Below are 14,807 nucleotides of genomic sequence, written 5' to 3'. Positions count from 1 at the left end.
GCGGCTCTTCGCCCGTGCCAATGGACTGGTGTCGCTCGCGATGGATCCGGAACATGGACCTCGCCCGGACGCGCATCTTCATCGCCCGGGACCACGCAGCGTCCCGCGAAAGCTGGTCGCCGTGCCGGAGTTTCGACCCTAGTGCACCGTCGCTTCTTCGTCCCCTTCCGGGTCGATCAAACCAGCGAGTCCGAGTTCCTCCAGCCCTTCATTGAACTCAGCCAAGGCTGCAGCGTCGCTGGCGAACGTCTCTTCCCAGACGGTCGACCCTCCATCTTCATCGACAAGCTCGAGCGTCCAGCCCTCGCTGTCCGCGAGACGGTAGATCTCGACCTGCACCGTCACGCCATCGCGAGTGACGGTCTGGCAGAGCGGCGAACGGAGAATGTCAGGGAAGTCGTCGGTCATGTCGCCCAATGTACCCCCGGGACAGTGGGGACTCAATCAGCGACGGCGCCCTGACGCGCTCCCGGTCGAGATCGGCCGCACCCGACGCTGACGACGGGATCGAGCAACGGCGCGAGGCGCTCCGTCACGATCATCATCGAGGCGCGGACGCCAAGCGCGATCTCGTCGCCGAACAGGGCCAAGAGCCGGGTGGCCAGGCCGCATTGCCGACAACGGGCGCGGCAAGGTCGCCATACGCGCCTTCGAGCCGGCCGTTCAGCTCGACTTCCAGCGCTGCCGCATCCGCGACAGGCGCAGAGCAAGCCGTGGCCGGGATTTCGCGAACGATCCTCCCCGGCCAGGATTGATCGTCAGGCCAGGATTGGTCCAAGCCAATATCGATCCAAGTCAGGACGAAACGCCGAGCTTACCATGACACCGAGCCGGCAGTCATAGGTATGCGAGCGGCCATCGAGGCCGACCGAGTAGCCCACGCTGGCGTAGAGGGTGGTGTTCCTGGTCAGCTGTGCGTCGGCGCCGACCTTGAACTCGGCCCAGTTGCCGCCGAGATCGGCCCGGAACGGGATAAAGCCGGTGGCCGAGAAGAACGCGGTCTTGGGATTGCCCATGAATTCGTTCCAGAGGCTGGCCTTCAGCCAGGCAGTCAGCATCCGCGGTCTGGCGCCGAGCGTGGCCTCGTACAGCGTCCAGCTCCGCGCAAGGCGAGCGCCGATCCGGCCGGCGAGTGAGTCCGCGTCGGAGAAGCGCACCAGGGCTGCCGAGCCGTTCGAGAGCGTCTGGTAGATGATTTGCGCCTGCGGCTCGAAGACGACGCCGTAGCCGAGCTGGAGCGGATAGCCGCCTTCGAGCGAGGCGGCAAAGCCGAACGCGTCGCGGTTGAGGGTGAAGCCGCGCCTGGAATCGGCCTTGGCATCATACCAGGTGCCCTGGACGACGCCGTCGAGATACCAGCCCGACGGCCCGAAATGGGTCCAGTATCCGCCAAGCGAATAGACATCGATGGTGTTGTGGCCGGCCTTGATGCCGTTGAAATGGGTGACGTCGCCCTCGATCCGGCCGATCGCGGCATAGATCCCGGCATGATCGCGTGAGCCGTAGGAGTTCTGGCTGCGATAGAGGTCGAGACCGGCCTGGAAAGCATAGAGGTCATAGTCGTAGTTCGGGCCGTTACGGTAGATGCCCCAGGGGCCGCCATCCTGGTTGCCATGTGTGCCGATGATCCGGGCCAGCCGGCCGAGGCATAGGAGTGCCCGGGGGCGGCTGTGCCGGCCGGCAGCCGCACGGTCGTGGTGCAGCGGTCGTTCTTCTCGGGGTTCGCGCACCCGATCGTCCGCTCCTCCGTGACTTCGGGCGCCTCGAGGGGCGCAAGCTCGCCGACGCGCTCATGCAGACTGTCGATCAGGGTGCGGCCATAGATCAGCTGCATAGCCGGCAGCGCCGCATAGAGCGAGGTCTCGCGGCGAAAATCCGGGATGCCGGTCGAGGGCGGTGCCGGCGACGGCCCGGGGCCGGGAGGCGCAGGCGGCACTGGAGCCAGGTCCGAACGCAGATACCAGCTCTCCAACCCCGACGCATCACGGCTGGACCGATAGAGCGAGTACTCATAGGGACCGGCAACCACAGGGCCAGCCAGTGCGAAGGCGCCGACCGCCGTCGTGGCGCCATTGATCGCATCGACCACAAGGATGCCGTTGCCCACGGTCAGGTCTCCGTGGCCTGTCGTGTTGGCGACCTGGAGCGAGGAGAGGCCCGTCGCGCTGCCCCCGTTGATAACCAGCCGGTCCGACGGCGAATTGTCGTTTCCAAGGAAGGTGTTGAGGCCCAGCCTGCCGCCCACGCCGGTATAGTTGACCGCTGTCAGCGTCTTGTAACTGGCCAGCCCCCCCGGATCGCCGGCGGGCGCCGAAAAGGCGACCAGGCTTGCGTCATTGGTCAGGTTTGTGAGGTTTGAATTGCCGGTCAGATTCCATACCGTGGCGTTGGTCAGGACATGGGCATCCTGCCCTTTCGCCATGTGTTCGAAGCGCAGGATTTCGGCCCCAGGCGCATTCAGGGGAGCGGGATCGTTCGGGGGCGACGTTGACAGGGAGCGGTCGTCTTCCCCCTCGTCGTCGCGCCATGCCCGGGTTCTGCTCTCAGGCCTGCGCGCGCGGATTGAGGACGTCCCTGAGCTGATCGCCGATCAGGTTGATCGCGACCACCGTGATCAGGAGCGCCACGCCGGGATAGAAGCTGATCCAGAACTTTCCCGATAGCATGTGCTGATAGCCATTGGAGATCAGCAGGCCGAGGCTGGGCTCGGTGATCGGCACGCCCAGCCCGAGGAAGGACAGGGTCGCCTCCAGCGCGATGGCGCGCGCGATCTGGACGGTGGCGATCACCATCAGGGGCGGCAGGCAGTTCGGCAGCAAATGGCGAAACAGGATGCGCAGCGATGACGCGCCCTGGCAGATTGCCGCCTCGATATATTCCTTGCGCCGCTGCACCATCGCGCTGGCGCGGGCGATGCGGGCATAGGCGGCCCATTCGACGATGACTAGCGCCAGGATGACATTGACGACGCCCTTGCCGAGAAAGGCCAGGATCATCAGCGCGACCAGGATCGTGGGGAAGGAGAGCTGCAGGTCGACGATGCGCATGATCGCGGTGCCGGTGCGGCCGCCCGCATAGGCTGCGATGAGCCCGAGCGTCGTGCCGATGGCGGCTGCCGCCAGCGCCGATGTCAGGCCGACCAGCAAGGAGATGCGCAGGCCGTAGAGAATGCCCGACAGCATGTCGCGGCCCTGATCGTCGGTGCCGAGCCAGTAGGTCATGCCCGTGGGTGAGACCGATCCGGGCGGCAACTGGCCGTCCATGATGTCGAGCTGCATCAGGTCATAGGGGTTCTGTGGCGCGATCCACGGCGCCAGGAGCGCGAGCGCGATGATCGCGCAGAGCAGCACGAGGCCGAGCACGGCCAGGCGCGAGGCGGCAAAGGCCCGCAGGAAGCGCAGCAGCGGCGTGCGCCGCGTCGCGGGCGCCGCTTCCGGAGCGGCCGCTTCCGGGGCGGCGGAACGCGAGGAGGTTGGCATGGTGTTCACCTGCAAGGCCCGGTCGCTCAGTTCTCGAGCCGGACGCGCGGGTCGAGAGCCGTGTAGATCAGGTCGACCACGAGATTGATGACGACGAACAGCACGACGATCACCATGAGATAGGCGACGATCATCGGGCGATCGAGCAGGTTGATGCTGTCGATGATCAGCTTGCCCATGCCCGGCCAGGCGAAGATCGTCTCCGTCACCACCGAGAAGGCGATCACCGAGCCGAATTCCAGCCCGACGATGGTGACGACGGGGATCAGGATGTTCTTGAGGAGATGGACCCGCAGGATCGCGCCCTCGCCAAGGCCCTTGGCGCGAGCGGTGCGGATATAGTCCTGCGGAACGATCTCGCGGGTCTCGGCCCGCACCAGCCGCATCACCAGCGAGATCTTGAACAAGGCGAGGTTCAAGGCCGGCAGAATGAGATGGCGCAGGCCCTCCAGGGTCAGGAACGACCATTGCAGGCCGAGCAATTCGCGCGTCGGCCCGCGGCCGCCGGCCGGCAGCCAGCTCAGTTGCACCGCAAAGACCATGATCAGCAGCAGCCCGACCCAGAAGCTGGGCAGCGAAAAACCCAGGATCGAGCCGGCCATCATCGTCTTCGCCACCGGCGAGTTCGGCCGGACGCCGGCATAGAGGCCGAGCGGAATGCCGATCACCACCGAGAGCAGCATGGCGGCGAGCGCCAGCTCGAGCGTTGCGGGCATGCGCTGGAGGATGACCCGCAGCGCCGGCTCGTTGAAGACGAAGCTGCGCCCTAGATCGCCCCTGACCGCGCCGCCGAGGAACGAGAGATATTGCTGCCAGAGCGGCCGGTCGAGCCCCAAGGCCGCGATCACGCGCAGGCGTTCCGCCTGGTCGGCATCGGGCGGAACCAGAACGGCAACCGGATCGCCGATCACGTTGACGCCGACGAAGACGATCACCGTCATGGCGAGCACGACCGCGAAAGCCTGCAGAAGTCGTTGGGCGAACCAGGCAATCATCTCATGTCCCCGGGCGACGGACCGGACCGGTCCGCCGCGTTGTCGATACTCGTGTTACCTGGCGCTGCGGGCATCCACCGCCAGCGTGCGTTCGTCGCGGCGCGGGTCGATGACGATGCCCTTGCGGGTGACCCAGGCGTTGTCGAGGATGAAGAGCGGGATGATCGGCACCTCGCGCGCCGCGGTCTCGACCGCGCCGACGAGCAGTTGCTCCCGCTTGCCGTCGTCGATCGTCGCCAGCGCCTGGACGATCTGGGTATCGAGCGCCGGATTTGCATAGCGCCCGTAATTGAAGACGCCGAGGCCCTTGGAGGGATTGTTGCTGGCGAGCACATTCGAGAGCAGATAGCCGGCCTCGCCCGTCGGGCTGCCCCAGCCCCAGAGCCCGGCACCGAATTCCTGCTTGCCGCCGCGCGTCGCATAGGCGCTCCAGGGCAGCGTCTCGACCGCGGTCTTGACGCCGATCCGCGTCCACATCTGGGCGACCGCCTGGGCGGTCGCCGCATCGTTCGGGTAGCGGTCATTGGGCGTGAAGAGCGTGATCTTGAACCCGTCCGGGAAGCCCGCCTCCTTCAGCAGCGCCTTGGCCTTGTTGGGGTCATTGGCGGGAACCGTGACGCTCTTGGCATAGGAATAGGTGCCGGCCGGCAGCCACTGGCCGGTCGGCCGGGCCGTCTTCTGCATGATCCGGTCGGCGAGGCCGTCGCGGTTGATCGCGATGGACAGCGCCTGGCGCACCTTGAGATCGAGCAGCGGGTTCTTCGGCAGCGGCTTGCCGTCATTGTCGGTGATGGTGGCGGCACCCGGCTCAAGCGAATTCAGCGCGAGATAGATGACGCGCAGCCCTTCCGTCGTGGCGACGGTGACGCGCGGATCCGCCTTCAGCTTCTCGAGATCGCCGACGGGCGGCGTGTCGATGATGTCGACATCGCCCGCCAGGACCGCGGCGACACGTGCACCGGAATTGGTGATCATCCGCAGCGTGACCTTGTCCCAGTCCTGCTTTGGCCCCCACCAGGCGTCGTTGCGGACGAGCTCGACCCGGTCGCCCGGGGTCTGGCTGACGAATTTATAGGGGCCGGTGCCGATGGCGGCCTTGCCGGAATTGTAGTCCTCGGTCGTGGCGCTCTCGCCGACATGGCGCGAGATGATCGGCACGAAGGCCAGCTCGCGCGGCAGGTTGGGGGCCGGCTCGCCGGTGTCGATGCGCAGCGTCAGCGGGTCGACGACCTCGACCGTCTTCACGGCGCGCAGGAAGCCGCCGAAGCCACCGGGACTGTTGGGGACGTTGCGGGCGCGCTGATAGGTGAAGGCGACATCGTCGGCGGTGAAGGGCTTGCCGTCATGCCAGGTCACGCCGGGGCGCAGCTTGAACTCCCAGACGGTGTCGGAGACCGGCGTCCAGCTCAGGGCGAGACCGGGCTTCAGGCTGACATCGGGCGCGCGGTCGACCAGGCGGTCGAAGACATGCATCGCGACGGAATGATTGGGCGTGGCATTGTAGAAATGCGGGTCGATCGAGGTGAAGGCGCCGCCGATCGCGATCCGCAGCGGGGCCGCCTGTGCAGGAGCGAGGCCGAGCCCCGTCGTCAGCAGCGTCGCCGCAAGCCAGGTTTTGAGTGATGCGCTCATCGGGGTCCTCATGATCGAATGACTGGAATTAGGTCTGTTGGCCGCTTCATTCCGGCTCAGCCGCTCAGCCACATGCCGTCGCGCTGCGGGTCGGCGCCGGCCGACAGGCGGCCGGCATCGGCGAGCACCGCATGCAGCGCCGCGAAGGCGAAGCCCTGGTAGGAGCGCGCGACGCGATAGCTCTGGCGCTCCAACTCCGCGGCGACATAGCGTGGGATCCGGTTCGAGATATCGATGCTGTTGCTGGTCACGCTGATCCGTGGCGCCGCGACCGCATCGAAGACCGGCATGCCGAAATCGATGATGTTGCTGATGCCCTGCGCCATCGCCGGCAGGATCGCGGTGCCGCCTGGCGCGCCGATGACGATGAAGGGCCTGTCATCCTTGAAGACGATGCTCGGCATCTGCGAGCTGGTGCGGCCCTTGTTAGGCGCCAGCGAGCCCGGCCGGCCGGGCCGCGGATCGAAGGCGCTCATCAGCCCGTTATACATGAAGCCCAGCCCATCGCTGATGACGCCGCTGGGGATATTGAGCGTGTGGGTGAGCGTCACCGCGTTGCCCTCGCCGTCGACGACGCAGACCTGCGTGGTGTCGTTGGCCTCGGGCTTCAGCTTCAAGCGCTCGATGGCGCCGCGCTCGCCCCGGCGGATGCTCTGCGCCAGCGTCGCGGCATAGTCCTTCGCCAGCAGCCGGTCGGTCGGCACCTCGACGAAATCGGGGTCGCCGATATGCGCGTCCTTGTCGGCCGTCACCCGCATCAGCGCCTCGGTCAGGATGCGCAGATGCTCGCCGCCATTATGCTCGAGTTCGCCGAGCGGGAAGTTCTCGAGGACATGCAGCAGCTGGATCAGCGAGACGCCGCCGCCGGGCGGCTGGACGCTGGCGACGCGGTGGCCGCGATAGCTGCCCCAGACCGGCTTCGACCGCCGCAGCTGGTAGTTCGCCAGGTCCTCATAGGCAAGCAGGCCGCCATTCGCCTTCATGTCGGCGGCGATCTGCTCGGCGATCTCGCCGCGATAGAAGATCTCGGGGCCGGCTGCCGCGATCCGCTCCAGGGTGCGGGCGAGATCGGGATTGGCGACGGTGTCGCCGGGGCGCTTCAGGCTGCCATCGGCCCGGAAATACAGGTCCCGGCCGGTCGCGCTGAAGCGGAGCAGGTCCTCATTGGGCACCCGCCCCTGCTCCGACTGGTTCAGCGCCATGTAGTAATGCATGTAGGGCCGGATCCTGAAGCCGCCCCGCGCGTAATCGATCGCCGGCTGCATGATATCGGCGAGATCCATGGTGCCGTATTCGGCCAGCGCCGTGGTGTATCCCTTCAGGTTGCCCGGCGAGCCGACGGCCTGATAGCCGATCTCGTTGACATGGCCCTTGACCACGAAGGAGAAGCCGTCCGGCGCCTCGCCGATGATCGCGTCCTGCCACATGTCGGCACGGGTCGCCGACGGGCTGCGGGCATAGAATTCCAGCACCTCATGGGCATTGCGGCCGGGCATGTAGATCTGCATCGAGCCATAGCCGGCGATGCCGGTCATCTGCGGATCGACGACGGATTGCACGAAGGCGCAGGCGATCGCGGCATCGACGGCGTTGCCGCCGCGCCTGAGAACTAGCGCTCCGGCCTCGACGGCCTCGGGCTGGGCCGCGACGATCATCCCGGCCATCGGCTCAGCCCTTCCCGCCCGGAGCGTCAGCCCCAAAAGCCGCGGCAGGAAAACGCCCGAGCTCCTCCAGCAGCATCGGCCAGGCCTGCAGGCCGAGCGGGATCGACGCCAGATGGAAGAACTCGTTGGGCGCGTGCACGTCCTCGTCGGGCAGATTGAAGCCGAACATCAAGGTGTCGAGACCGAGCGTCTCCTTGAAGATCGCGGTGATCGGCACCGTCGCGCCGAGCCGGACATGGACCGGCTCCTGCTGCGATGTCGTCCTCAGGACGCGCGTGGCGGCCTGGACCAGGGGGTGGTCGGCAGCCAGCGTCGAGGCCGGCGAGCCGCCGCCTATCGCCTCGAAGCTGACCGCGACGCCGGGCCGCGCCACCGCCAGGATATGTCCCTGGAGCGCCTGCGCCGCCTGGTCGGTGTCCTGCCCCGGTGCGAGGCGGATGGTGATCTTGGCGCGCGCCTCGTCGGGGATCACCGTCTTGCTGCCGGAGCCGGTATAGCCGCCCCACATGCCGTTGACGTCGATGGCGGGGCGCAGCGTCAGTCTCTCGCGGATGCTGTAGCCCGGCTCGCCGGCCGCGATGCCGCCGATATCGCCGACAAAGGCCGCCTCGTCGAAAGGCAGGGCGGCGGTGTCCTGCCGGTCCCGCTCACTGAGCGGGCGCACGGCCTCCATCAGCGCCGGGATGGCGATCGCGCCATTCCTGTCATGGAGCGTCGCGATGATCGCGGCGAGCTCGTGCAGGGCGTTGCGGACCGCGCCGCCATAGCGGCCGGAATGCAGCTCCTTGTCGGCGGTGCGGACCACGAGTTCGAGCTTGGTCAGCCCGCGCGCCCCGACATTGATCGTCGGCACGGTCGGGCTGGCGCGGCCACCATCGGCGGAGATCATGGCGTCGGCCTTGAGCAGCGGGCCATAGCGCGCGACGATGGCATGCAGGCTCGGGCTGCCGGTCTCCTCCTCGCCTTCGATGAAGAGCTTGATATTGACCGGGCAGCGGCCCTTGACCGCCAGGAAGGCCGCGACCGTCTCGATGGCGATCGTGGTCGAGCCCTTCACATCCGACGCGCCGCGCGCATAGAGCCGGCCGTCGCGGGTCGTCGGCTCGAAGGGCGGCGTCTTCCAGAGCGCCAGCGGATCGGGCGGCTGCACGTCGTAATGGCCGTAGATGATGATCGTGGGGGCGCCGGGCGCGCCGAGCCAGGTGCCATAGACCGCCGGCTGGCCGCCGCCATCGAGCAGCTGGACATCCGACAGCCCGATCTCCCTGAGCCAATCGAGCAGGAACGTCCTCGTGTCCTGCATGCCCTGCGCATAGGCCGGATCGGTGCTGACGCTCGGCAGCCTCAGGAAGGCATTCAGCCGGTCCAGTACGGCATCGTGCCGGGCGAGCAGATGATCGACGACGGGCTGGGCGCTCATCGCGGGCCTCCAGGAGTTTGGGGATGGCGGGTCGAAGCGAGGATCGGGGTCTCGTCGGCGACAGCGTTCAGCACGGCCTTGGGGACCGGGACGGAGGCCGCGAGCAGCAGGAAGGACAGGGTCTTGCCATGGCCGTCGAGGCCCAGGCTGGCATTGACGCCGCCGTCCAGAACATCGTCGAGGACGAAATTGAAGGCAGCCAGCCGGGGCAGTTCGTAGCGCACGACCCGGGAGGGCGCCCTCGCCCGAAAGATCTCCGCCACCAGATCGGCCGTGAGCTCTGCGGCCAGCACCGGGAAGAGCGCCGGGTGGCGGCAGACCAGCGCGATATTCAGGCGGTTGCCCTTGTCGCCGGAGCGGGCATGGGCAAGCGCATGGAGCGGCGTGCGGATCGGCTCGATCATGCCGCCTCCTCCAGGAAGCTGACGCGGGGCGTGACCCTGTCGCGCGCGACCAGGCAGGACGCGCTGCGCAGCCGCGGCGTCAGCCGCTTGCGCACCCCGCCCCCGCCCGCCGGCCCGGCGCAGTACAACGCCTCGACCTCGTCCAGCAGGCACTCGGCGGCAGCACGATCATCGCTCTCGGCGGCGAAGCGGATGCGCAGATCGGTCGGCAGCCTGTCCCAGACGAGGTCGGAAATGCCGGAGCCCGCGCTGTCTCCGAAGACGCTGACGGCGCCGATCAGATCGACGCGAATGGCGAGAGCAGGATGGAAGCGGCGCATCCGAAGCTGCACGGTCTCGATTGCGAGCTTCGCGCGCGCCCCGGCATTGGGGCCGGCATAGGAGATTTCGGCCTCGGCGAGATGGCCGCCATCGACGCAGATCGTCGCCTTCAGTGTGGGCGGCAGCGGGTGGCCCCTGGCGCCGGTGACGCGCACCCGGTCGGGGCCGACCTGCTCGATCTCGACCTCAGTCAGGTCGAGCACGACATCGGGCGTCAGATAGGCGGCCGGATCGTGGATTTCATAGAGGATCTGTTCGGTAACCGTGCGCCGGTCGACCAGCCCGCCGGTGCCGTCCGGCTTGGTCACGACGAAGCTGCCATCGGCCTCGACCTCGGCGATCGGATAGCCGATCCGGTCCATGCCCGGCACGTCCTTGATGCCCGGATCGGCGAAATAGCCGCCCGTGACCTGCGACCCGCATTCGAGCAGATGCCCCGCCAGGATGCCGGCGGCGAGCCGGTCCCAATCGTCCCAGACCCAGCCGAAGCTGTGGATCAGCGGCCCCAGCACCAAAGCGGGGTCGGCGACGCGCCCGGTCACGACGATGTCGGCGCCGCGCGACAGGGCCTCGGCGATCGGGGCCGCGCCGAGATAGGCATTGGCGGCGATGATCTCGGGCGCCCGCGCCAGGATCGTGCCATCGCTCTCGCAGGCGGTGAATTCGGCCGGGCTCATCAGGCCGAGAAGGTCATCGCCCTCGACCACCGCGATCTTCAGGCCGGGATATCCGGCCTCTGCGGCCCAGCTGCGGATTTTCGCGGCAGCGGCCCGCGGATTGGCCGCGCCGAAATTGCCGATGATCCTGATGCCGTGCCGGGCGGCGTCCCCGAGAGCCGGGCGCAGCAGGCGCTCGAGCGCGGGCACCTCGCCGCGGGCGGGATTGGCGATCCGGTCGATCTGCGCGAGCGCCAGCGTGCGTTCGGCCAGCGTCTCGAAGATCAGGAAACGGGGCCCGTCATGCTGCGCCAAGGCTTCGATCACCGGCCCGGCCGAATCCGATCGGTCGCCGGCAAAGCCCGCCGCAGCACCGATCCGAACCTGTGTCGCCATGCCGAACCCATCCGTTGCCGCCAGCCCGGCCCATGGCCGCGCCTGATGCATTGGTGGCGACGCATTCAGAAAGTCAAATAATGGGAATTCATTATTCCATAGGACGAGCCTATGACTGAGCTGCACGGGAGGCGACAGACCGCCGGCCCGGCCGATCGACCACCGAGGCGCCATGAATCTGACAATCCGGCAGTTGGAGATCCTGGTCGCGATCGGCGAAACGCTGAATCTCACGGCCGCGGCCGAGCGCCTGGGCATCACGCAGCCCTCCGTCAGCGAGACGCTGAAGCGCATCGAGGCCGAGCTCGGCTATCGGCTGGTGCACCGGACGACGCGCGCGCTGACGCTGACCTATGAAGGGCGGCACGTCGTCGCCAGCGCGCGCGATGCCGTGCGCAGTCTGCACCAGACCTTCGAGGCGATCGCCAGCCGGAACGAAGGCGTGCACGGCCGGGTCTCGATCGCCGCACTTCCATCCGTGGTCTGCACGCTGCTACCCCCGGCGATCCGCGCCTTTCGCAGCAGCTTCCCCGGTATCGATGTCCAGATCCGCGACGCGCCCCAGGACCGGGCGACGGAGCTGCTGGAGGACGGTATCGTGGACCTCGCGATCGTCGGCCACCCGGCCTCGCTCGGCGCCTTCGCCTTCGATCCGGTGACGTCGGACCGCATGCACCTGGTCTGTCACCGCCAGCACAGCCTCGCCACGCGCGAGAGCGTGACCTGGGCGGACCTCGCCGGCCATGACTTCATCGCGATCTCGCCGGCTTCGTCGGTGCGCAGGCTCACCGATGCCGGGTTCGTCCACGGCAACCTGTCGATCGAGCCGAGATACGAAGTCGACCAGATCCCCTCTGCGGCAGCCCTCGCGGCGGCCGGCCTCGGCATCACCGCGCTGCCATCGATGACCTTTGCGATGTTCCGGAGCACGGACCTGGCCATGGTGCCGATCACGGCGCCCAGCATCGAGCGCCGGATCGGCTTGCTCTGGGTCAAATCCCGGCCGCTCTCGCTCAGCGCGACCCGGCTGGCGGACGCGATCCGGACGCATGGCGGCGCCTGACCCAACGGCGCGTCGACGAGCCCCCTCGCCGTCTCAAGGTGCAACCGCTCTTCGCCGAAGGGCTGGATCATCGGACCGGAAATCGTGTCCGGTCCGATGATCTAGCTGTGGAGCGTCAACAGGTTGTCCTCGTCGAGAGCGAGTCTGCTGATGGGTGTCTTGGCCTGGATTCCGCCGTGGGGGCGATGCCAGTTCTGGGGATGCGTTCCGGCCGCAGGCTCGGCAGAAGCCCGCGGCCGGAACCGTGCACTTTGTGCGACGCCTCAATGCAGCGAGCGGAATGTCGCGCGCAGATCGTCCGTCAGGGCTTGCGGCTGCTCCCAGGCCGCGAAATGCGTGCCCGTGTCGTGGCGCCTGTAGAAGACCAGGTTCGGATAGGCCTTGCGCGTCCAGCTTTCCGGCGCCTGGTAGATCTCGTCGTGGAATGCGCTGACGCCGGTCGGCAGCGGCACACCCTTGGGCGCGAAGAACGCGAGCTTGCTTTCCCGATACAGCCGCGCCGAGGAGACCGCCGTGTTCGTCAGCCAGTACAGCGTGATGTTGTCGAGGATATCGTCCCGGGTCAGGCCCTCCTTCGCGCCATCGAAGACGCGCGCGATGAGGTTATAGCTGCGGATGTCGTGGTCGATGATCCAGGCCGCCAGCCCCACCGGCGAATCCGCCAGCGCGTAGAGAGTCTGCGGCCGGCCCGCCATTTCCTGCGCGTAGCCGAGCCCGTTCGCATAGAAATCGACGAGCTGGTCCCAGGCATGCTTTTCCTCGGCATCCAGGCCCGCGGGCTCGGGGCCGTTGGGAAGCAGCGGGGCGATCTCGGCGGGAACGGTCGCCGGCATGTTGGTGTGGATCCCGGCCAGCCCGGCCGGGCGCTGTAGCGCCATCTGCTCGGTGACCGCATTGCCCCAATCGCCGCCTTGCGCGACATAGCGCGTGTAGTCGAGCCGCTGCATCAACACCGCCCAGGCGCGTGCGACATGCTGCGGATCCCAGCCGTTGACGGCCGGCTTGCCGGAAAAGCCATAGCCCGGCAGCGACGGGATCACGACATCGAAGGCATCGGCTGCAGTGCCGCCAAAAGCGGTCGGATCAGTGAGCGGGTCGATGATCTTCAGCTGCTCGATGATCGACCCGGGCCAACCATGCGTGACGATCACCGGCAGCGCGTTCGGGTGTTTCGACTTCACCTGGATGAAGTGAATATCCACCCCGTCGATCGTCGTGACGAAGTTCGGGTAGCTGTTGATCCGTGCTTCGACGTCTCGCCAGTCATGCTGGTCCGCCCAATACGCGGCGAGCTTCTCGATGCTCGAGAGGCTGACGCCCTGGGTCGGGTCGTTCTCGCGCTCGGGCCATTTCGTCGCCTTGATGCGGCGCTTCAGGTCGGCGAGTTCTTCGTCGGTCGCGTGGTAGCGGAATGGCCGGATCGAACTGTCGCCGCTCGCCTTCGGGTCTGCGGCCGCGCTCTCCTGCGGCGAGCGCGAGGGAGAGGGCGCTGCGGTCGCGCTCACGGCGGGAAGCATCGCGCCGATCGTTCCCACGACGGTTGATGCGATGAAGCTCCTGCGGCCGATCAACGGGTGCGGACCAGGCATGGCGGTTCTCCTCAGGGGTTAAGGCGGAGACGTGGACGGTCTGTGCGATGATCTGGCGTGCCGCATCGACATAGTCGCGCCCCGCATCGGTGAGCTGGACATTCCGACTGGTCCGGACGAGCAGGCGCGTACCGAGATGGCGCTCGAGCTCCGCGACTTTCCGGCTGACGCTCGGCAGCGGCGCGTTCAGCTTGCGGCTTCCCGCAGACAGGCTGCCGGCATCGACGACCGCCAGAAAAACCTGCATCGCATCGAAGCGGTCCATCAGGCCCCACACTCCTTTGCGCCGGCGGCAGAGACGTTGTCCGCGCCCCCGGTCCGAAGCTTCGCACCGGCCTCGGCCAGCCCGATCGATGGGCCGGCTTCAGTCTAACGCGCGGTCGGCCTTGCTGCCATGGGTGACGCACCAGTCCCGGTCGCGCCCAGGCGGAGATCTGTCATTGGCTTTGCCCAGGGTGCTCCTGAGCCGGTACATGAGCGCATGGAAAACCGCTTCACACTCCTTGGGCTCAACTCATTCCGGCAGGAGATCAAGAAGAGCCGCTTCATTGCGACCGCCGCTCCCGTTGCGGATGAGGCGGCAGCCAAGGAGTTCATCGCTGCCCACTCGGACCCGGCGGCCAATCACAATTGCTGGGCCTGGCGTTGCGGACAAGGCTATCGCTTCAACGATGACGGAGAACCGAGCGGCACAGCGGGAAAGCCGATACTCGCGGCCATCGACGGGCAAGCGCTGGACGGCGTCGCGGTTGTCGTGACGCGCTGGTTCGGCGGGGTCCTGCTCGGCAGCGGCGGCTTGATCCGCGCCTATGGCGGCACGGCCGCCCTCTGCTTGCGCGCGGCCGAGACGGTGGCGCTGGTCGAGGCGGCATCAGTGACGATCACCTGCGCGTTCGGCGATCTGGCGCGCGTCCAGGCGCGGCTTGGTGATCTGCCGGGGGTGCAGCTGCGCGATCAGGTCTTCACGGATACCGGCGCAGTGCTGTCGGTGTCGGTTCCAAAGCTGGAGGCCGATCTGGTCTCCAAACTGGTCAGGGACATCACCAGCGGACGCGCGGCGATCAGATGGGACGACTAGGTTCTCGCTCTCCGGGCGGACGCGCGCCCGGCGACATCGCGCTGGCACGGAGATGGCGACAGAGCGCTTTGTCTGCTGGTCTTAGTTGCGCCAAGACCCGATGTCAGAAG

The 14,807-nt window shown here is 67.4% G+C and carries 12 protein-coding genes and 3 pseudogenes; 2 read left to right on the top strand and 13 right to left on the bottom strand.

Annotation, left to right across the window (positions count from 1 at the left end):
* Positions 1–138 precede the first annotated feature (138 nt).
* The 10 genes and pseudogenes from AC1DGP_RS23385 to AC1DGP_RS23340 all read right to left on the bottom strand — a co-directional run bounded on the left by AC1DGP_RS23385 (position 139) and on the right by AC1DGP_RS23340 (position 10,967).
* Positions 139–408 carry a hypothetical protein gene (locus AC1DGP_RS23385; RefSeq protein ID WP_441493575.1) on the bottom strand — a complete coding sequence of 90 codons (270 nt, stop codon included), beginning with the start codon at positions 406–408 and terminating at the stop codon, positions 139–141.
* Positions 409–758: 350 nt separating this feature from the next.
* Entirely contained in the window at positions 759–1,730 is a 972-nt protein-coding gene (locus AC1DGP_RS23380; protein WP_476832574.1) for an autotransporter family protein, read from the bottom strand.
* 53 nt (positions 1,731–1,783) lie between these two features.
* A pseudogene (locus tag AC1DGP_RS23375) lies at positions 1,784–2,422 on the bottom strand (autotransporter outer membrane beta-barrel domain-containing protein); the annotation flags it as partial.
* A 121-nt stretch (positions 2,423–2,543) separates the two neighbouring features.
* The gene (locus AC1DGP_RS23370; protein ID WP_441508673.1) at positions 2,544–3,479 is read right to left on the bottom strand and encodes an ABC transporter permease; all 936 of its coding nucleotides are present in this window, start codon (positions 3,477–3,479) and stop codon (positions 2,544–2,546) included.
* Between the two features lie 26 nt (positions 3,480–3,505).
* Complete coding sequence (locus AC1DGP_RS23365; protein WP_476769313.1) at positions 3,506–4,474, bottom strand: ABC transporter permease; 969 nt, start codon at positions 4,472–4,474, stop codon at positions 3,506–3,508.
* A gap of 54 nt (positions 4,475–4,528) precedes the next feature.
* The gene (locus tag AC1DGP_RS23360; protein ID WP_476769312.1) at positions 4,529–6,106 is read right to left on the bottom strand and encodes an ABC transporter substrate-binding protein; all 1,578 of its coding nucleotides are present in this window, start codon (positions 6,104–6,106) and stop codon (positions 4,529–4,531) included.
* Positions 6,107–6,162: 56 nt separating this feature from the next.
* Entirely contained in the window at positions 6,163–7,770 is a 1,608-nt protein-coding gene (gene ggt / locus AC1DGP_RS23355; protein ID WP_476832573.1) for a gamma-glutamyltransferase, read from the bottom strand.
* Between the two features lie 4 nt (positions 7,771–7,774).
* Positions 7,775–9,190 (bottom strand): dipeptidase, encoded by a 1,416-nt coding sequence (locus tag AC1DGP_RS23350; protein WP_476769310.1) that lies wholly within the window; start codon positions 9,188–9,190, stop codon positions 7,775–7,777.
* Positions 9,187–9,594: an AtuA-related protein gene (locus AC1DGP_RS23345; protein ID WP_476832572.1), complete on the bottom strand. Its 408-nt coding sequence runs from the start codon at positions 9,592–9,594 to the stop codon at positions 9,187–9,189. The genes AC1DGP_RS23350 and AC1DGP_RS23345 overlap by 4 nt, the downstream gene beginning before the upstream one ends.
* On the bottom strand, positions 9,591–10,967 hold the full coding sequence (locus AC1DGP_RS23340) for an acyclic terpene utilization AtuA family protein (protein ID WP_476832571.1): 1,377 nt from the start codon (positions 10,965–10,967) through the stop codon (positions 9,591–9,593). The genes AC1DGP_RS23345 and AC1DGP_RS23340 overlap by 4 nt, the downstream gene beginning before the upstream one ends.
* 172 nt (positions 10,968–11,139) lie before the next feature.
* Between AC1DGP_RS23340 and AC1DGP_RS23335 the strand changes: the two genes are divergently transcribed.
* Entirely contained in the window at positions 11,140–12,030 is an 891-nt protein-coding gene (locus AC1DGP_RS23335) for a LysR substrate-binding domain-containing protein (RefSeq protein ID WP_441493559.1), read from the top strand.
* Positions 12,031–12,131: 101 nt separating this feature from the next.
* Here the strand turns inward: AC1DGP_RS23335 and AC1DGP_RS23330 are convergent.
* The 3 genes and pseudogenes from AC1DGP_RS23330 to AC1DGP_RS23320 form a co-directional block, all read right to left on the bottom strand.
* Positions 12,132–12,233, bottom strand: a pseudogene (locus AC1DGP_RS23330) (IS481 family transposase); the annotation flags it as partial.
* Between the two features lie 60 nt (positions 12,234–12,293).
* A complete protein-coding gene (locus AC1DGP_RS23325) occupies positions 12,294–13,619 on the bottom strand; it encodes an epoxide hydrolase family protein (RefSeq protein WP_476832570.1) in 1,326 nt (441 codons plus the stop codon).
* A gap of 43 nt (positions 13,620–13,662) precedes the next feature.
* Positions 13,663–13,884 (bottom strand): annotated as a pseudogene (locus AC1DGP_RS23320) (LysR family transcriptional regulator); the annotation flags it as partial.
* Positions 13,885–14,100: 216 nt separating this feature from the next.
* On the opposite strand from AC1DGP_RS23320, the gene AC1DGP_RS23315 reads away from it, so the two are divergent.
* The gene (locus AC1DGP_RS23315) at positions 14,101–14,697 is read left to right on the top strand and encodes an IMPACT family protein (RefSeq protein WP_476769306.1); all 597 of its coding nucleotides are present in this window, start codon (positions 14,101–14,103) and stop codon (positions 14,695–14,697) included.
* The last annotated feature ends 110 nt before the right edge of the window (positions 14,698–14,807 follow it).

Source organism: Allobosea sp. 05T433, from assembly GCF_056396065.1.
This window is presented reverse-complemented; position numbering and strand designations above follow the sequence as displayed.